Source organism: Streptomyces chartreusis NRRL 3882 (assembly GCF_900236475.1).
GTDB lineage: Bacteria > Actinomycetota > Actinomycetes > Streptomycetales > Streptomycetaceae > Streptomyces > Streptomyces chartreusis_D.
On the sequence record NZ_LT963352.1, the window covers coordinates 5,135,108 to 5,151,906 of the forward strand.

Sequence of the window (16,799 nt, forward strand, 5' to 3'; positions counted from 1 at the left end):
GGGGTCAGCGCAGCTCCTCCGGGCACGGCGTACCCCGGGGCAGCTGGTAGGGCGCCGCCAGGTGGTAGGTGCCCGGCTTCGGCGCGACCAGCACCGTCCACCGGTCGCCGTTCTCGTCCTCCTCCGTCTCCGCCAGGCAGCCGTTGACGTTGACGTACGTCTTCGGCTCGCCCTCGGGACGCTTCTTGGAGGCCTCCGTCTCCTGCGGTGGCTTCAGGCTCTTGCCCTCCGCGTCGACGATGCTCAGCCAGGGCGAGTACGGGATACGGACGAGGATCCGGCCCGCCTTCCGCACCTGGAGGATCATCTCGCCCTGCTCGGCCCGGTCGACCACCGCGTTCGGCTCGGCCAGCGGGGTGGGGTCGGTCACCTTGAACAGCTGCCAGTTGGCGTCGCCCCAGACCTGGGTCAGGTACGGCAGCCCGCGCCGCACCAGCGCCCGCTCCCGCTGACCCCCGTCGCCGTCCGGCTCGTCCTTCGGCAGCACCACGTAGTGCACCGCCCAGCGCTTCAGCCACTCGTGGTAGTTCGCCGAGTTGAGCGTGTCGTCGTAGAAGAGGGGGTTGCGCTCCATGTCGGCCTGCCGGTTCCAGCCGCGGGCCAGGTTGACGTAGGGGGCGAGGGCGGAGGCCTCGCGGTGGGAGCGGGCGGGGACGACCTCCACACGGCCCTTCTCGGCGCCGACCTCCTGCAACTCGTTCACCAGCGGCGCCAGCTCGCGCGACCAGGACGCCGCCGGGGCCGTGTGCACGATGTCGTCCACCGTCTTGAAGCCGATCCATCCGCCGAAGCCGACGAGCGCGACGACGGCCGCGTACCACCTGCGGCTGTGCGGCACCGTGAACGGCAGCGCGGCGACCAGCGCGACCCCGGCGAACAGCATCGCCAGCCGCGTGATGTTCGAACCGATCTGGGAGCTGACCAGCCACACCAGCACGACACCCAGCCCGTACACCGCGGCCGTCAGCCGGACCGTCGTCCAGTCCTTCGGCACGAGGGCGAAGACGAGCACCGAGTACGCGAGCGGCAGCAGCACCGAGCCGATCGTCATCGGCTGCGTCCCCGAGAACGGGAACAGCCACGCCGACACCGCCACCACCGCACTCGGCGCCAGCCCCAGCGCCCACGCGCCCGGCCGCCGCTTCTGGAGGAACAGCGCCGCCGCGACCAGGCCCACGAACAGACCCGCGACCGGTGACGCCATGGTGGCCAGCGCGGCCAGCGGCGCCGCGCACAGGGCCTTCGCCCAGCGCTTGTAACGCCACCGGTACGGCCAGCAGAACACGACCGCGACCGCACCGAGCGCGAACATCATGCCCAGGCCGAACGTCACCCGCCCGGACACCGCGTTGCAGAACAGCCCGAACACACCGGCCAGCGACGCCCACAGGGGGTTGCGGACGGACCGGCTGCGCAGGAGGAGCAGGGTCAGCAGCCCCGCCGAGACCGTCCCCGCGATCATCATCGTCGTCCGCACGCCGAGCACCGACATCAGATACGGCGACACCACGCTGTACGACACCGGGTGCATCCCGCCGTACCAGGCGAGGTTGTACGCCGAGTCCGGGTGCCGGCCGACGAACTCGGCCCAGGCGTCCTGCGCGGCCAGATCGCCGCCGCTGTTCGCGAACGTGAAGAACCAGAGGACGTGGAGCGCTCCGGCGAGACCTGTGATGGACAGGACCGGATGGCGCAGCATGCGCTCACGCAGCGTCAGTACGGGGGCCGGCCACTCGAACCGCGCCCCGTCGTCTTCAGGCGCCCCGACTTCCGGCGTTTCGGGCAGGCGTATTCGCGTGCCTGATACCGAGCCCGGATCGGCGTCGTCTGCGCGTGTCGGCTCCGCAGTGGCCACTCGAAGGCACTCCCCGTGTCCCGTCTTCTGTTCTCGGCTTCCGCCGCCGCGCCGCCGCGACGGCGACCTGTCCCGATTCGGGACGCTAGCACGCACCCCGCCGGGCGGCGCCCGGATTACGGGCCGTCACCGGCGGGGCGCGGTGGTGCGGGCTCGCGCCCCGGCTCAGCCGAGGCGGGTGAGCTTGTCCGCGAAGCCCGGCTCCACGAGGTCCTTCTGGAGGGCGACCGGGACCTTGACCGCGCTGGTGCTGCCGTCACCGACAGTGAGCGTGCCCACCTTCGTGCCGGCCTTCGCCTGGTGCGGCAGCTCGTCCGCGGCGAACGTCAGCTTGACGGACAGGCCCGCCCAGCCGACGGCCGTGACGTCCTCGGTGGCGACGACCGGCGTACGGCCGCCGAGACCGTCGTCCGCGTACCCGACGACATCGCCCTTCTTCAGGATCGTCGCCGACTCCAGCGCGCCCTGCGCGGCCTTGATCAGCCGGTCGCCCTCATAGAGCGCGGCGCCCAGGATGGTGTTGTCCGGGCCGCCGGCGGGCTGGCGCACCACGGCGCCGACGATCCGGCGCGTCTCGCCGTTGACGTCCTTCTTCGCCGAGAAGACGAGGTTGCCGAGTGCCGAGGTGGTGGTGCCGGTCTTGATGCCGGTGACGTCGTTGGAGCCGACCAGGCGGTTCCAGTTGTCGTGCTTGACGCCCTTGTAGTCGACGTACGACATCATCGCGGCGACCTCGCGGAAGGCGGGCTGCTGCATGGCCGCCTTGGCGAGCTTCACCTGGTCCACGGCCGTGGACACGGTGGTGTTGTTCAGGCCCGACGGATCGGTGTACGTCGTGTTCTTCATGCCGAGGTCCTTGGCGGCGTCGTTCATCTTCTGCACGAACGCCTTCTCGGAACCCGCGTCCCAGCGGGCCAGCAGCCGCGCCACGTTGTTCGCGGAAGCGATCAGGATGCTCTCCAGGGCCTCCCGCTCACTGATCTTGTCGCCCTTGGTGACGTCGACGGTGGACTCCTGGCCGGCGTCGGACTGGTCCTCGGCGGCCTGGTCGATCTCGATCTTCGGCCCGTCCTCACCGCTCTTGAGCGGGTGCTCGCGGAGGATCAGATAGGCGGTCATGACCTTGGCGACGCTCGCGATCGGCACGGGCTTCTGCTCGCCGGACGACCCGAACGTGCCGATGCCCTGCACGTCCAGCGCGGCCTGGCCCTTGGCCGGCCAGGGGATGTCGACCTTGCCGCCTTCGAAGGTGTAGCTGTCCTCGGCGGTGAGGTCGAGGGTGGGCGCCGGCAGGGGGCGCACGCTCTGCACGACGCCGAGGAGGACCACCAGCAGCAGTACCAGCGGCGTCCAGATCTTCACCCGCCGCACGGCCGTCCGCAGCGGGGTGTCCGGCGGCGGCGGGGTGTTCGTCAGCTCGGCCAGCAGATCCAGCGGAGGCCGGGGCGGCAGGGGCTGCTGGGTGGTCCGCTCCGGGCCGACGGTGGGCACGGGGGCGGTGGCGTCGGCCGGGGCGGGCGCAGGGGCCTGTCCGGCTTGTGCGCCGGACGCCGGCTTCCGCGTCGACGGATCGTCCAGCGGCTTGAGCGCGACGAACTTGCTGGTCCGCTCGGCGTCCTTCTCGGGCGCGTCCTTGGCGTCCTTGGCGGCCCCGCCGAGCTTCAGCATGGTGGTCGGCTGATCGACCGGGGGCCGTACGGCTTTGAAGACGGCGGTGGGCTGGTCGACGGGGGGCCCGGCGTCGCCCTTGCCGCAGTCGGTGTCGTCCGACCCGGGGGCCTCGTCCGCGCTGCCGCGGGTGTCGTCGGCTTCGGTGCCCTGGGTGTCGTCGGTGTCGTCGGCGGTGGTGCCGGTGGCCGAGTCGGCCTCGGAAGCGCCCGTGCCGCCGCCGGTGGCGGAACGGTCCGCCTCAGGCTCGTCGGCACCGTCCTTCCCGCCCCGGTCATCGGCACCGACCTCGGCACCCTCGTCCGCGCTTTCGGTCTCCGGCCGGTCCTGGACGCCGGCGGCGGCCTCGGCGTCCTCGTCCGTGTCTTCGGCCGCTCGGTCGTCCCGGGCGTCCGTGTCGGCCCCAGCAGGCTTCGCAGGCTTCTGGGCGTCCGTATCGGTCTCTGCGGCCTCTGCGGGCTCTTCCGCCCGCTCAGCCGCCTCCTGGCCGCTCCCAGAGCCCTTGTCGGCGTCCTTGGCTGACGAGGGCTTCTCGTCCCGGTCGGCCGACGCGACCCACGCGGCCACGGCGTCCCGCAGCCGCCCGTCACCGGCGCCGGCGTCGTCCCCCCGCTCCCCGGAGCCGGAGGACTCGGCAGGCTCCGAGGAGTCGCCGGGCTCGGCCGACTCGGCAGGCTCGGACGACTCGGCAGGCTCCGAGGACCTGGCAGCCTCCGAGGACTTGGCGGAAGCCGAAGTCCCCGCCGCCCCCGAAGACTCGCCGGAGCCCTTCACCGGCTCCTGCGCAGACTCCTGGGACCCGTCGGCCGCCGAGTCCTCGGCGCCGGCGTCGCTCTCGCCCTGCTCGGCGCCGGCCGCCGTGCCCTTGCCGCTCGCGTCGCTCTCGTCCTGCCCCGCGGCACCCGCGTCGTCGGCCCCCTGCTCGGCGTCAGCAGACGCCCCCTCGACGCCGGTGTCGCTCTCGTCCCGCCCGGAGTCGGCCGTGGCGCCCGCGTCACCGGCGTCCTGCCCGGCGTCCGCCGCCGAGTCCGCCTGGGCCGCGTCCTGCTCGGCGTCGGCCGACGTCCCTCCGCCGCTCGCGTCGCTCTCGTCCCGCCCGGAGTCGGCCGTGGCGCCCGCGTCACCGGCGCCCTGCCCGGCGTCCACCGAGTCCGCCCGGCCCGCGTCCCGCCCGGTGTCGTCCGCGCCCGGGGCATCCGCCTCACCGGCGCCCCGCCCGGCGTCGGCCGGCTGCTCCGCCGTTCGGGTGGAGAGCACGCGGGTCGCCGTGTCGGCACCCCCGCGCTTCGCGGACCTCTCCGCGTCCCGGGCCACCGCGAGGCGCGGGTCGCGCCGGGGTGGGGCCTCGCTCCTGGCCTCGGGAACCGGACTCGCGCTCCCCGACGTCGGTTCTGCCGACGACTCGCGCTGCTTCGACCTGTCGGGGGACTCGCCCGCCACCGATGCCTCCTCCTCGCGCCGCACTCCCCGCGTGCGCGTACCGAACCGTGAACCGCCGCCCGTGACACCGCTCCAGGCGCTGTCCGAACCATGTACCAGTGTCCTGTGCGCGGACCGAACCCATCCGGTAGACGAGAACGACATACCTACTGGTTCCACTACGAACCGGTCACGCACCCTCGACAGACCAATGTGAGAGGGGTCACCCTGTCATTCATCCACGCGGGGAGGCATGGATGGGCAGGAGCCGCAGAACACTTCCGGAGGAGCTTCTGTTGCTGGCACTGGACCCGACCACGGGTACCACTGCGCAGCCGCAGTCGCTCGACCTCGGTCTGGCCGGAGCACAGCTAGTGGAGCTGGCGCTGGCCGGACGGATAGCCCCAGACGGGGATCGTATCGCCGTGGTTGTACCACGGCCGACTGGAGATCCAACGTTGGACTGCGCGTTGGAGCTGCTGCGTAGGCGCGGCGCTCCCGTGCGGGCAGTGAACTGGATTGGCGGGCCGCGTCTCGGGCTCCGCCAGACCTACCTCTCGCATCTGGAGCGGTGCGGCATGGTGCATGCCGTGGCGGGCCAGATGTGCGGAGTGCTGCCGACGACTCGCTACCAGGCGACGGACACGGAGATCAGCCGGGAGATCAGGGCCCGGCTGGACTCGGCGATCCGCACCGGCGTACCGCCGGACCCGCGGACCGCCGCGCTCGCCGCCCTGGCCCACGCGGTCGGACTCGGCAAGCACCTGTATCCGGGCAACGAGGGGCGTTCCTCTCGGTCCCGGCTGCGGGACCTGATCAGGCACGACCCCATGGGCGGTCTCGTCGCGCACGCCGTGATGGACGTCCAGAACGGCGTGGCGGCACAGCCGCGCCGCAGCCCGGCCCCGTCCGGCCGTCAGGCCGCCGCCGGAGCCAGGTCCGCAGCGGAACCCGCCCGAGGCGTTCCGATGCAGCCGCGCCACGGAAGCATGGCGCGCGCCGTGGCCCACTGAGCGCCGCCGACCCACGGCACCACGCAGTACCCCAGAGCCCGGTCACGGGAGCCGCTGTCCGAGCGGGGCGGGGAGAGCACACACTCTCCCCGCCCCGCTCGGCGTGCCCGCCCGAACTGGCGTGTACCCGTCGCATATCCACCGTTTCCCAGCGGTAGGAAGCCCCTTGGTGGCAGTCTGCTCAACAGCAGATACGCAAAGTAGAGGCACGCAGCCGGAGGTGCACGTCCCGTGGCGTCCAATGTCAATCCCACCGTCAGGCGGCGCCGGCTGGGCCAGGAGCTGCGCAGGCTCCGTGAGCTCAAGGGCATGACGGCCGAAGAGGTCGCCGAGCGGCTGCTGGTGTCCCAGTCGAAGATCAGCCGGCTGGAGAACGGCCGGCGCAGCATCAGCCAGCGCGACGTACGCGACCTGTGCGGGGTCTACGAGGTCGAGGACCAGCGGATCGTCGACTCGCTGATGCAGATGGCCAAGGACTCCCGCCAGCAGGGCTGGTGGCACGCCTTCGGGGACATTCCGTACAGCGTCTACATCGGCCTGGAGACGGACGCCGAGTCGCTCAGGGTCTACGAACCCCAGATCATCACCGGTCTGCTGCAGACGCGTGCGTACGCCGAGGCCATCATCCGGGGCGGCTCGCCCGAGGCCTCGGAAGCGGACAACGACAAGCGCGTCGAGGTCCGGCTGCGCCGGCAGGGCCGGATCACCGCCGAGACGGACCCGCTGCGGCTGTGGGTGGTCCTGGACGAGGCGTCCCTGCACCGGATCGTCGGGAGCCGGCAGGTGATGCGCGAGCAGCTGGAGCACCTCATCGAGATGTCCCAGCTGCCCCACATCACCGTGCAGGTGCTGCCGTTCGAGGTCGGCGCGCACGCCGGTATCAACGGCCAGTACTCGATCCTGGAGTTCGCCGACGCGGCCGACTCCAGCGTCGTGTACATCGAGGGCGTGACCAGCGACCTGTACCTGGAGAAGCCGCTCGACGTGCAGAAGTACACGGTGATGTACGAGCACCTGCGCGCGCAGTCGCTGAACGTGGACCAGTCGCGGCAGCTCATCGAGCGTCTGGCGAAGGACTACGCACGCTGAACCGCCACCGGAAGAGGCCTTCCACCGGGCAAAGCGCGGGATGTTACACCCCTGACACACCTGACTGGAAGTCTCCCCTGGAATATGCCATCCGGTCGAGTGAATGACTGCTCCGGACGAGGATGTTGGCGAGTAGCGTCGATCACGCCAACCACCAGCACGGGTTGGCGTAAACGCAACTGGCTACGGAGCGAACATGGCAATTCGTCTGGGCGCCACGGAAACGTGGACGACGTCCTCCTACACCAACAACAACGGCGCCTGTGTGATGGTCAGGTCGACCGTCGAAGAGGCCCTGGAACTCGGGGACACCAAGATCCCCGAGGGGCCCAAGCTGGCGTTTCCCGCCGACGCGTGGAGCGCCTTCGTGGCCTCGGTCAAGGCCTGAGCCACGGCTCGACAACAGCACAAGCACCACCGAAAGAGCCCTCTCGACCAGCCTCGCCGTCCTTGCCGAGAGGGCTCCGCTTGTGCCCGGGAAGCCCGTGGGGCTGCTGGGCTCAGCTCACCGGGAACGCCACGTCACACACCGGGTCCTCGGGGCCCGCCGCCTCCCAGTCCGCGAAGTACAGCTCCCGGCAGGGGCCGGTCGCCGTCAGCCCCTCCGCGGCCATCCACTCCTCCACCGCCTCGAACGCGGCCAGGATCTGCGGGTGCGCCACCTGTGCCTTGGTGATCCGGGTGTACGCCAGCCGCTGGGCCGGCACCACCCGCACCGCCGTGCCCCGGGCCCGCCCGTGCCGTTCCGCCCAGGCACGTGCCGCCGTCGCGTCGGCGACCGGCACGCACGCCTCGGCGGGGCCGTCGCTCTCCATCGACACCTCGGCGTGGTAGGCGACGTACGGCACACCGGTCATGCCCCCGCACTCCCGGGCCGCCTCCTCCAGCCGGCCCAGCGCCGCCCCGATCCACGCCGGCAGCTCGTCCGCCAGAATGTGCCGCTTCTCGGTGATCACCACCTGCTCGGGCACGTCCACCGTCTCGATCGCGAACTTCTGGTACATCTCGGAGCTCCTCCCCGACAGTCGTCCACGGAGATAGCCGGCGAGCGTCCGCTGGCCCGCGACCCGCGCCTCGACCTGCGCCCAGTACGCGCCGAGCAGCTCGGCCGCCGTCGGCCCGTCGCCCGCCGCGACCACCTCGGCGATCCGGGCGAGCGGCATGTCCAGCTGCCGCAGCATGGCCACGAGCCGGGCCCGTTCGACCTGGCCGGCACGGTAGTAGCGGTAGCCGGTGGCCTCGTCGACGAACGCCGGGGACAGCAGCCCCAGCCGGTCGTACAGCCGCAGGGCCTTGGCCGACAGCCGGGCGCGCGCGGCGAACGCCCCGATGGTGAGCAGTTCCCTGTCCGGTACGTCCACCACGGCATCCTCCGTCATCGGGCGGCTCCTCCGCCCGACGACGAGGACGCTCGGCCCTGCCCCAGGGGCAAGGTCAACCGGGGTGGGTCAGGCCAGCTGTGCCTCGATCGCCGCCACGACCTCCGTCGACTCCGGCTCGGTCTGCGGGGAGAAGCGGGCGACGACCTCGCCGTCCCGGCCGATCAGGAACTTCTCGAAGTTCCAGCGGATGTCCCCGCTGTGCCCGTCGGCGTCGGCGAAGCCGGTCAGGCGGTCGTACAGCGGGTGCCGGTTCTCGCCGTTGACCTCGACCTTCTCGGTCATCGGGAAGGTCACGCCGTACGTCGCCGAGCAGAACTCGGCGATCTCCTCGGCGCTGCCGGGCTCCTGCCCGAGGAACTGGTTGCAGGGCACGCCGAGGACGGTGAAGCCGCGCTCGGCATAGCGCTCGTGGAGCTTCTCCAGCCCGTTGTACTGCGGGGTCAGGCCGCACTTGGAGGCCACGTTCACCACGAGCACCGCCTTGCCCGCGTACTGGGACAGGTCGGCGGAACCGCCCTGGAGGGCGCCGATCTCGACGTCGAGGGGAGAGGAACCGTTGCTAGTCGTCATGAGCGGATGCTAACTCCGGCGGATGCCGGGCCGGTTCCGGCTTCCACCAGAACCTGTCCCGCCGCCGTCCGTGAGTACAGCACCGACCGGCCCGCCCGGCCCCGTTCCACCAGGCCCGCGTCCAGCAGGACCCGCAGATGCCGCCCGACCGAGCCGAGGCCCTGGCCCGTCACGGCGACCAGCTGACTCGTGCTCAGTGGGGTGTCCAGCAGGACGAGGACACGGGCCCTGGCGGTGCCGAGCAGGGCGGCGAGGCTCGCGGGCACCGGCCTGCCGCCGCTGTCCGCGAGGACGCCCGCGCAGGGGTAGACCAGGGCGTAGCGGTCGGTGCCCTCCCACGACACCCAGCCGACCCGCTGCGGGGTGACCGGCACGAACACCAGCTCCGCGCCGGAGATCTCCCGCGGCGGGTACTCGTGCGCGTTGACCTGCAACCGGTTCTCGCCCAGCCACCGTGTGCCCGGCCGCAGCGCGTCCAGCGCCGCCGCCCAGCCGCCCCGGCCCACCTGCGCGGTCCGACCGGCGACGTCGGCTTCGAGCACGCGCCGGCGGCGGGGCCAGTACGGGCGCACGGTCTCCTCCCAGACGTACGCCAGGAGCCCGGCGGCGCGCTCGGGCAGGTCGTCGCGGTCCAGCCGGGGCGGCAGCGGGCCGCGCAGGGACACGGTGAGATGGGCGCGGGCGGCTTCGGGGGAGGCCTCCCGGACCCGTGCGACCTCGTCCGCGAAGGTCTCCCCGGCACGCGGGGTGGGGGTGAGGAAGTCGGCGATCCACTCCGGCCCGAGCCCGCAGCGCACGAGCAGCGCGGTGACCGGGTCCCGCGCGAGCCGTCGCCGGTAGGCGGGCAGGTGGGCGTCGAGCCAGCGCCGTTCGCCGGGGTGCGTGGCCACACCGGTGTGCAGCAGCCGCAGACTCGCGAAGGTCTCGGCGAGCGGGGAGAGGACGAACCGGCTCCCCGCGAGGGTGTCGGCGTTGACCTGCCACCAGCCCATGAACCGCCCCCCGAGCACGACCTTTCGCGTCTGCGCGAAACAATAACCACGCCCTACGGGCCGGCCGGAGACTCGGGCCATGCGCAGTTACCGCGAACTGTTCCGTACCCCCGAGTTCACCCCGTTCTTCCTGGCCGCGTCGGCGCAGACGGTCGCCCAGACGATGGGCGGACTGGCGCTGGGCACCCTGGTGTACCGGGCGACCGAGTCACCGCTGCTGTCCGCGGTGAGCATGTTCGGCTCGTCGCTGGTGCAGGTCCTGGGCGCGACGCTCCTGCTCTCGGCGGCCGACCGCCTGCCCCCGCGCGCGGCCCTCACCGCCCTGCCCCTCCTCTTCGCGGCGGGCACGGCGGCCCTGGCCCTGCCCGGCCTGCCGATCTGGTCCCTCTTCGCGATCGTCCTGGCCATGGGGCTGGCGAAGTCGGTGGGCGGGGGAGTGCGCTGGGGCCTGCTGAACGAGATCCTCTCCAAGGACGGCTATCTGCTGGGCCGCTCGGTCTTCAACATGATGAGCGGCCTGATGCAGATCGCCGGATACGCGACCGGCGGCGCGCTCGTGGCCCTGCTGTCCCCGCGGATCTCCCTGCTGGCGGCAGCCGCCCTCTATGGTCTGGCGGCCGTGGTCGTCCGCCTCGGCCTGACCAGCCGCCCGCCCCGTACGGCCGGGCGCCCCTCGGTGTCGGCGACGTGGCGGGCCAACGCCCTGCTCTGGTCGTCCACACCCCGCCGCCAGGTCTATCTCGCCCTCTGGATCCCCAACGGCCTGGTCGTCGGCTGCGAGTCGCTCTACGTCTCCTACGCCCCCGGCTCCGCCGGCACCCTGTTCGCCTGCGCCGCCCTGGGCATGCTGGCCGGGGACGTACTGGTGGGCCGCCTGGTCCCACCGCGACTGCGCCCCCGCCTGGGTTTCCCGCTCCTGCTGCTCCTGGCCGCCCCGTACGTGCCCTTCCTGCTCCGGCCCCCGCTGCCGCTCGCGGCGGTCGCCGTCACACTGGCCTCGGTCGGCTTCGGCGCGAGCCTCGTCCAGCAGGAGCGCCTGGTGGACCTCACGCCCGACGCCCTCACGGGCCACGCCCTGGGGCTGCACTCGGCCGGCATGCTCACGATGCAGGGCGTGGCCGCGGCCCTCGCGGGCTCGGTGGCCCAACTGACCTCCCCGGCGGGGGCGATGACGGCGATGGCGACGGTGTCGGCCGGGGTGACGCTGGCGCTGATGGCGGCGGGGAGGCGGGAGCGGCGGATGATGGCCCCGGTGCCAGGACAGTGAGCTTCCCTCAGGACAGGTCGCTACTCGGCTCCGGACACCTGCCCGGCCTCCACGAACACCTCGGGAACCTCGTTGTCGGCCACGACACGCGACAGCAGTACGGCCAGCCGCTCCCGCTCGGCGCCGCTGAGCCCCGAGGGCAGGACCTCCATCCGGCGGCAGGTCTCGGCGTAGAACTTCTCGGCGAGCGCGGCGCCCTTCTCCGTCAGCCCGACCCGCACGGCCCGCCCGTCGCGCGGGTCGGCCTCCCGCCGCACCAGTCCGCGCCGCACCGTCCGGTCCACGAGCCCGGTCAGGCTCGACTTCGCCAGCCCGAGCGTCTCCCCGAGCTCCCCCATCCCGTACGGCTGCGGCATCAGCACGCACAGCAGCTGTCCCTGCTGCGGTGTCAGCCCGTACGTCCGGCTGGCCTCCGCGTACACACCGTCCACCAGGAACGCCGCCCGTACGAGCGCGGCGACCACCCCCACCTGCCCGGTTGCCCCTTTCCCCATCCGCTCAGGGTACCGACCGGTCAGTCCCCGCGCGGGTCACTCCTCGTCCGGGGCACTCTCGTCCGGGGCCCCGCCCTCGATGAGCCGTTCCGCGATGTCGTCGGCCCACTCCTGGGCCCAGCGGCGCAGTGCGGCGACGGACTCGGCGTCGAGGCCGTGCGCGGTGAACGCGCTGTCGTCGATCCAGTCCGTGCCGGTCAGCCGGGCCTGGAGGTCGGTGAGGTCGAAGGGCTCCGGCGCGTGACGGCGGCCCAGTTCCTCCAGTTCCGGGTGGCTCCAGCGGGCCGAGGCGGCGTGTACGTCGACCAGGTCGCGGGCGAGTCCGCGGTCGGCCAGGTCCCGCACCCGGGTGCCGACGAGGTCGTCGAGGGAGAGCGCCCGCCCGAGCCCGGTCGCCACGGACGGGCGCCACAGCACCTCCTTGTGGACGCCGACCCCGTACTCCGCACCGGTCGCCGCGTCGGTGACGAGGAACTGGGCGGTCAGCGGATCGCTCTCCAGCGTCTGCACGAGCCAGCCGCGCGCCACCAGCCCCGTCCGGACGGTGTCGGCGATGCCGTCCATCCCGGCGGAGTGCTCGGTGGCGACGTCCACGTCCCGGCCGCCCCGCGACACCAGCCCGTGGGCCAGCACGGCGTACCCGCCCGCGAGGACGAGGCCGTACGCCTCACCCACCGCGAGAAGATCATTGATGAGCCGCCGGACCGGCTCGGGGGCGGCGGGTGGTGCAGACATGTCCTGATTATCGCGCGGGGGATCATCACGGGCGCGGTCGCATCGATGCCTACGGCTTGCGGCCGACGCCGCAGTACGCGTCCACACCGGCGGCGTCGGCGTCGGCGGGCTCCGGCCGCCACTCCGGTACCCGCACCACTCCCGGCTCCACCAGCTCCAGCCCGTCGAAGAAACCGGTGATCTCGGCAACCGGACGGACGTGATACGGCACGGCCCCACTCGCGTTGTAGGCCTCCGACGCGGCGATCATGCCCTCACTCGTTGCGGTGCTGTCGCTGATCACCAGGTGGCTGCCGGCCGGCAGGCCGGCCATGAGCCGGCGCACGAGCTCGCGCGCCTGCTCGTGGTCGGCGACGTGCCCCAGCGTGTTGAGGATCATCAGGCCGACCGGCCGGGACAGGTCGAGCGTGCCCGCGGCGGCCTTCAGGACCGCCTCCGGGTCGTACAGGTCGGCGTCCAGATAGGCGGTCCTGCCCTCGGGCGTGCTGGTGAGCAGGGCGTTCGCGTGGGCCAGCACGATCGGGTCGTTGTCGACGTACACGATCCGGGAGTCCGGTGCCACGCGCTGGGCGACCTCGTGCGTGTTGTCGGCGGTCGGCAGCCCGGTGCCGATGTCGAGGAACTGCCGAACGCCCTGCTCTACGGCCAGATACCGGACGGCCCGTCCCAGGAACCGGCGGCTCGTGACCGCCACGTCGACCAGGCCCGGGAAGATCGACTTGATCTGGTCGCCGATCTCGCGGTCGACCTCGTAGTTGTCCTTGCCGCCGACGAAGTAGTTCCAGAAGCGGGCCGAGTGCGGCTTGGACGTGTCGATACGGGCACGCAGGCTGTCGTCGGGCATGGCGGGGCCTCCTGGGGGTGGGAAAGGGGGACCGGTCCACCAACCTAGGTGAACTCCCTGGTGGGATACGGATGTTGTCCGGCCCCGTCACCGGTCACCGTGGGGTTTCGGCCACGCGGAAGCGAGCCGCCGCCCGTCACACCCCGCCGGAGGCGAAACCGCCCAGGCGCCGGCCGCCGGCCCCGCCGCCGTTCCCGTGCCGTCGCGTCGCCAGCCAGACGCCGCGCCCCAGCGCCCACAGGACGAGCCCGGCGGCGACCGGCGTACCGAAGATGAGCAGCAGTCCGGCACCGATGTTGGCCCCGACGACCCCCGCGGTCAGGATCCGCCACCCCACACCGGCCATGAGCCCGACGACCACCAGCGGCCCGAGGACTCCCCACCAGCGCCGGTCCATCGCCCCGCGCCGCGCACCCCGTACGAGCACCGTGGCGCCGAGCCCCGCCAGCACCAGCGCGAGCCCGCCGACGCCGGCGGCCACACCGTCCCCGATGTCCCACGGCTGGTACGCGTAGTCGAGCTCGCTCGCCGGCAGCCCGTCGTGGTTCTGCTGTCCCATCAGCCCCCAGGCTGCGACAGGCACCCCGAGGACGAGCGCGACCCCGGCCGAAAGCATTCCCCGTTTCTTCATACGGCCATGGTCACGCCGGTGGGGCGGGGCCGTCATGAGCACGCGTACTCAAGTACGCCGGCCTACTCGCCTCCCGGCCCGAGGGGCGCGGCGGGCAGTCCGAAGTGCTCGGCGATGATGCGGATCGTGTGGGTGCCGTCCGGGTTGAACTCCGGGTCGGTGTCGTACCGGGTGGTGCGCCCGACGATCCCCTGCTCCAGGAACTGCCGTATGAACAGGTCGGCCTGGCTGCCGAAGCGGCGGGACTCGCGACGCGCACCGACGTTGAAGAGGGAGACGGCGAAGCCGCCGCGGCTGTAGGCGAACTGGTAGGGATGGTCGGCGCAGTGCGGTACCGCGTACCGGTCGCCGCACGAGCAGGCGGGCGTGGACGCCAGGAACACCATGTCGACGTTCCGCTGGTCACGCACGCGGTCCTGGTACCGGAAGCCGGTGATGTACTGGCCGAGCTGCTGGACGGCGCCGCCGTCCGGGGTGGTGTCGGGGTGGTGCGTCAGCCAGGCCCACCCGTCCGCCGTGCCGGAGGTCGTGGGCGGCAGGCCCGCCTCGCTGAAGAAGCCGGTGACGTCGGCCAGGGGGATCCCCCGGCAGAACGTGAGGAACGTGTCCGGGGCGAGCCAGGTCACCGGTCCGTCACCTCCGTCGACAGCGGCGGCGAGGGCAGCGCGAAGAAGCCGGCGATCGCCCGGACGATGCGGTTGTGGTCCTCGTAGTGGTGGTCGAAGCAGTCGTGCCCGCCCTCATCCGCCTCCCGGCACCCGGCGTCGGGTCCGATCAGCCTCGCGGCCAGCAGCTCGGCGGACAGGTGGTCGGGGTTGTCCCCCGGCCGCTGCGTCAGGTCCTCGAAGCTGAACCAGGTGATCAGCCGCCCGTCCCGGTAGTACTCGAAATGCGGCGCGTGCGCCTTCGCACTGCACGGCTCGGTCACGAAGACCACGAGCTCGGCGCCTGCGCAGATCTGCCCGTAGGGCACGGGGTCGAAGTCCTCGATCTCGGCGTTGAGCATGTCGTGGACGACCCACACCCACCCGTTGCCCGCCCCGCTCACCAACGGCTCCCGCCGCAGTCCGCGCAACCCCTCGGCGAGCGTGTCCGGCTCCATCCCGCGAGCGAACACGAGATTCACCTCGTCGTGCCAACCGGATTCCAGGACCGGGCTGGACACATGCATCCATTCAGGCATGCGGCGAATCGTAGGAGCAGGCACTGACAACGGGCCGTCCGGTCCCGCCCGGGTGGCGCGATGGCGCTGGAGGCCATCGCGCCGTTCGCTCAGCCGGGAGCCACCGCGCGGCCCGTCTGCGGCGAGATCATGCCCGCGCACAGGCCCCGGGACGCCAGCCCCTGGGCTATGCGGGGGATCGCCGCGAGGGTGTTGGCGGACCAGTCGTGCATGAGGATGGTCTGGCCGTTGGTGAGGCGGCCGGCGGCCTGGACGATCGCGTCCGTGCTCGCGCCGTTCCAGTCCCGGGAGTCGACGTCCCAGATGATCTGGGTCAGGCCGTGGCGGGCCGCGACCGACTTGACCGTCGCGTTCGTCTCGCCGTACGGGGGGCGGAAGAGTTTCGGTGTGCCGCCTCCCGCGTTGGCGATGGCCTGCTGGGTCCGGGAGATCTCCGCGTCGATCTGGGCCTGGCTCAGGCCGGTCAGGTGCGGGTGGGTGTAGCTGTGGTTGCCGATCCACATGCCGGCGGACACCTGGGCCCGCACCAGGGACGGGTTGGCGGCGGCGTTCTGGCCCTGGTTGAACATCGTGGCCCGCAGCCCGTTCCGGCGGAGTACGTCGAGCAGTGCGGTCGTGCTGCCCGACGGGCCGTCGTCGAAGGTGAGGCCGACGTATCCGGTGCAGGCGGCGGCCCGGGACGGGGTGGCGGTGGCGGCTGTCGTGGTGGTGGCCGTGAGCGTGGCGGCGGCGGCCGTCGCGAGGACGGTCAGCCTCGTGAGCCGGGCGCGGAACGCGGACCGTGGTGTGGTTCCCATCGTCAGCGCACCGTGATGCTGGAGCTGCCGCTGCTCTGGTAACCCTCCGTCGCCATGATCATGTAGTACTTGAAGCTGCCCATGGGCATGCCGGCCCGGGCCCAGGCGTCGAAGTGGTTGCCGGCCGTGATGGTGCCGCCCGTCCTCTTGGACTGCCGGACGCTCCAGTACTGGTCGAAGGTCCGTACGCCCTCGACGGACGGGGCGTTGTACCGCGTCGTCTTGTAGATGTCGTACGTACCGCCGTCGCTGGTGACGGTGCCCTTGTACTGGCCCGTGGGCCGGTACGTGCCCCAGTTGTCGACGATGTAGTACTCGACCAGCGGGTTCGCCGTCCAGCCGTAGAGGGTCAGGTAGGCGTTGCCGGACGGGTTGAACGTGCCGGAGTAGGTCACGCTGCGGCGGGCCCCGGTGCTCCAGCCCTTGCCGGCGACGAAGTTCCCGGTGTTCCGCCAGGAGGTGCTGTAACTGCCGCCCGCGGACAGGGTCATGGACACCGTGCCCGGAGCGTCCGTCCAGAACGAGTAGTAGTAGCCGTTGTCGGTGCCCGTCTGGTTCCTGGTGATGACGGTGTCGGCGTGAGCGGTGCCCGGCATGGTGAGGGCCGCGGCCGCGACCAGCAGCATCGTGCAGACGCTGCTGATGAGCAGCCGTAAGCGCCCGGATGACTTGTTCATGGGGTGCTTCCTCCATGTCCTCGTGGGGTGGGTCGATGGGGGAGCTCTGTCATCCGGGAGTGTTGGCCGGGCCCTGTCAAGTGTCAATAGTTTCGGCAGGAGTTACGAAATGTTCGGGGCCGTCTGCGTCCTGGTTACTGTGGATTCGGGCGGTTCGCAGGGCGCTTGATGGCCATGGACGGG

At 71.9% G+C, this 16,799-nt stretch carries 17 protein-coding genes; 4 read left to right on the forward strand and 13 right to left on the reverse strand.

Annotated features, from left to right (window positions below; genetic code table 11):
- Positions 1-4: 4 nt before the first annotated feature.
- Complete coding sequence (locus tag SCNRRL3882_RS23280; protein WP_029180878.1) at positions 5-1,855, reverse strand: MFS transporter; 1,851 nt, start codon at positions 1,853-1,855, stop codon at positions 5-7.
- Positions 1,856-2,020: 165 nt separating this feature from the next.
- Positions 2,021-4,963: a D-alanyl-D-alanine carboxypeptidase gene (locus SCNRRL3882_RS23285; RefSeq protein WP_010035580.1), complete on the reverse strand. Its 2,943-nt coding sequence runs from the start codon at positions 4,961-4,963 to the stop codon at positions 2,021-2,023.
- Positions 4,964-5,199: 236 nt separating this feature from the next.
- Between SCNRRL3882_RS23285 and SCNRRL3882_RS23290 the strand changes: the two genes are divergently transcribed.
- The 3 genes from SCNRRL3882_RS23290 to SCNRRL3882_RS23300 all read left to right on the forward strand — a co-directional run bounded on the left by SCNRRL3882_RS23290 (position 5,200) and on the right by SCNRRL3882_RS23300 (position 7,432).
- Positions 5,200-5,955 (forward strand): GOLPH3/VPS74 family protein, encoded by a 756-nt coding sequence (locus SCNRRL3882_RS23290; RefSeq protein ID WP_010035579.1) that lies wholly within the window; start codon positions 5,200-5,202, stop codon positions 5,953-5,955.
- 231 nt (positions 5,956-6,186) lie between these two features.
- The gene (locus SCNRRL3882_RS23295; RefSeq protein WP_010035577.1) at positions 6,187-7,044 is read left to right on the forward strand and encodes a helix-turn-helix domain-containing protein; all 858 of its coding nucleotides are present in this window, start codon (positions 6,187-6,189) and stop codon (positions 7,042-7,044) included.
- A 196-nt stretch (positions 7,045-7,240) separates the two neighbouring features.
- Positions 7,241-7,432 (forward strand): DUF397 domain-containing protein, encoded by a 192-nt coding sequence (locus tag SCNRRL3882_RS23300; protein ID WP_010035575.1) that lies wholly within the window; start codon positions 7,241-7,243, stop codon positions 7,430-7,432.
- 112 nt (positions 7,433-7,544) lie between these two features.
- On the opposite strand, the gene SCNRRL3882_RS23305 is transcribed toward SCNRRL3882_RS23300, so the two are convergent.
- The 3 genes from SCNRRL3882_RS23305 to SCNRRL3882_RS23315 form a co-directional block, all read right to left on the reverse strand.
- Positions 7,545-8,423, reverse strand: a complete 879-nt coding sequence (locus SCNRRL3882_RS23305; protein WP_010035573.1) for a MerR family transcriptional regulator — start codon at positions 8,421-8,423, stop codon at positions 7,545-7,547.
- 69 nt (positions 8,424-8,492) lie between these two features.
- On the reverse strand, positions 8,493-8,996 hold the full coding sequence (locus SCNRRL3882_RS23310; protein ID WP_010035571.1) for a glutathione peroxidase: 504 nt from the start codon (positions 8,994-8,996) through the stop codon (positions 8,493-8,495).
- Positions 8,993-9,988: a winged helix-turn-helix domain-containing protein gene (locus SCNRRL3882_RS23315; RefSeq protein ID WP_010035569.1), complete on the reverse strand. Its 996-nt coding sequence runs from the start codon at positions 9,986-9,988 to the stop codon at positions 8,993-8,995. Before SCNRRL3882_RS23315 ends, SCNRRL3882_RS23310 begins: the two co-directional genes overlap by 4 nt.
- A gap of 79 nt (positions 9,989-10,067) precedes the next feature.
- Here SCNRRL3882_RS23315 and SCNRRL3882_RS23320 point away from each other — a divergent pair, with 79 nt between their 5' ends.
- Positions 10,068-11,255 carry an MFS transporter gene (locus tag SCNRRL3882_RS23320; protein WP_010035568.1) on the forward strand — a complete coding sequence of 396 codons (1,188 nt, stop codon included), beginning with the start codon at positions 10,068-10,070 and terminating at the stop codon, positions 11,253-11,255.
- A 20-nt stretch (positions 11,256-11,275) separates the two neighbouring features.
- On the opposite strand, the gene SCNRRL3882_RS23325 is transcribed toward SCNRRL3882_RS23320, so the two are convergent.
- The 8 genes from SCNRRL3882_RS23325 to SCNRRL3882_RS23360 form a co-directional block, all read right to left on the reverse strand.
- Positions 11,276-11,749 carry a MarR family winged helix-turn-helix transcriptional regulator gene (locus tag SCNRRL3882_RS23325; protein ID WP_029180877.1) on the reverse strand — a complete coding sequence of 158 codons (474 nt, stop codon included), beginning with the start codon at positions 11,747-11,749 and terminating at the stop codon, positions 11,276-11,278.
- Between the two features lie 36 nt (positions 11,750-11,785).
- Positions 11,786-12,484, reverse strand: coding sequence for a hypothetical protein (locus SCNRRL3882_RS23330; protein WP_029180876.1), 699 nt, complete (start codon positions 12,482-12,484; stop codon positions 11,786-11,788).
- Between the two features lie 49 nt (positions 12,485-12,533).
- Positions 12,534-13,328: an SAM-dependent methyltransferase gene (locus SCNRRL3882_RS23335; protein WP_010035562.1), complete on the reverse strand. Its 795-nt coding sequence runs from the start codon at positions 13,326-13,328 to the stop codon at positions 12,534-12,536.
- A 136-nt stretch (positions 13,329-13,464) separates the two neighbouring features.
- The gene (locus SCNRRL3882_RS23340) at positions 13,465-13,959 is read right to left on the reverse strand and encodes a hypothetical protein (protein WP_158688391.1); all 495 of its coding nucleotides are present in this window, start codon (positions 13,957-13,959) and stop codon (positions 13,465-13,467) included.
- 62 nt (positions 13,960-14,021) lie between these two features.
- On the reverse strand, positions 14,022-14,585 hold the full coding sequence (locus SCNRRL3882_RS41830; protein ID WP_010035559.1) for a hypothetical protein: 564 nt from the start codon (positions 14,583-14,585) through the stop codon (positions 14,022-14,024).
- Entirely contained in the window at positions 14,582-15,142 is a 561-nt protein-coding gene (locus tag SCNRRL3882_RS23350; protein WP_231911161.1) for a hypothetical protein, read from the reverse strand. The genes SCNRRL3882_RS41830 and SCNRRL3882_RS23350 overlap by 4 nt, the downstream gene beginning before the upstream one ends.
- Positions 15,143-15,231: 89 nt before the next feature.
- Complete coding sequence (locus SCNRRL3882_RS23355; protein ID WP_010035557.1) at positions 15,232-15,939, reverse strand: polysaccharide deacetylase family protein; 708 nt, start codon at positions 15,937-15,939, stop codon at positions 15,232-15,234.
- Positions 15,940-15,941: 2 nt separating this feature from the next.
- Positions 15,942-16,616 (reverse strand): glycoside hydrolase family 11 protein, encoded by a 675-nt coding sequence (locus SCNRRL3882_RS23360; protein ID WP_010035556.1) that lies wholly within the window; start codon positions 16,614-16,616, stop codon positions 15,942-15,944.
- Positions 16,617-16,799 lie beyond the last annotated feature (183 nt).

What these genes read in the sequence shown, in the direction of transcription:
- SCNRRL3882_RS23340 (WP_158688391.1), bottom strand. Translation starts at nt 13,959, where the DNA reads ATGAAGAAACGGGGAATGCTTTCGGCCGGGGTCGCGCTCGTCCTCGGG.
- SCNRRL3882_RS23315 (WP_010035569.1), bottom strand. Translation starts at nt 9,988, where the DNA reads ATGGGCTGGTGGCAGGTCAACGCCGACACCCTCGCGGGGAGCCGGTTC.
- SCNRRL3882_RS23325 (WP_029180877.1), bottom strand. Translation starts at nt 11,749, where the DNA reads ATGGGGAAAGGGGCAACCGGGCAGGTGGGGGTGGTCGCCGCGCTCGTA.
- SCNRRL3882_RS23360 (WP_010035556.1), bottom strand. Translation starts at nt 16,616, where the DNA reads ATGAACAAGTCATCCGGGCGCTTACGGCTGCTCATCAGCAGCGTCTGC.
- SCNRRL3882_RS23300 (WP_010035575.1), top strand. Translation starts at nt 7,241, where the DNA reads ATGGCAATTCGTCTGGGCGCCACGGAAACGTGGACGACGTCCTCCTAC.
- SCNRRL3882_RS23355 (WP_010035557.1), bottom strand. Translation starts at nt 15,939, where the DNA reads ATGGGAACCACACCACGGTCCGCGTTCCGCGCCCGGCTCACGAGGCTG.
- SCNRRL3882_RS23310 (WP_010035571.1), bottom strand. Translation starts at nt 8,996, where the DNA reads ATGACGACTAGCAACGGTTCCTCTCCCCTCGACGTCGAGATCGGCGCC.
- SCNRRL3882_RS23335 (WP_010035562.1), bottom strand. Translation starts at nt 13,328, where the DNA reads ATGCCCGACGACAGCCTGCGTGCCCGTATCGACACGTCCAAGCCGCAC.
- SCNRRL3882_RS23320 (WP_010035568.1), top strand. Translation starts at nt 10,068, where the DNA reads ATGCGCAGTTACCGCGAACTGTTCCGTACCCCCGAGTTCACCCCGTTC.
- SCNRRL3882_RS23290 (WP_010035579.1), top strand. Translation starts at nt 5,200, where the DNA reads ATGGGCAGGAGCCGCAGAACACTTCCGGAGGAGCTTCTGTTGCTGGCA.
- SCNRRL3882_RS23330 (WP_029180876.1), bottom strand. Translation starts at nt 12,484, where the DNA reads ATGTCTGCACCACCCGCCGCCCCCGAGCCGGTCCGGCGGCTCATCAAT.
- SCNRRL3882_RS23305 (WP_010035573.1), bottom strand. Translation starts at nt 8,423, where the DNA reads ATGACGGAGGATGCCGTGGTGGACGTACCGGACAGGGAACTGCTCACC.
- SCNRRL3882_RS23350 (WP_231911161.1), bottom strand. Translation starts at nt 15,142, where the DNA reads ATGCCTGAATGGATGCATGTGTCCAGCCCGGTCCTGGAATCCGGTTGG.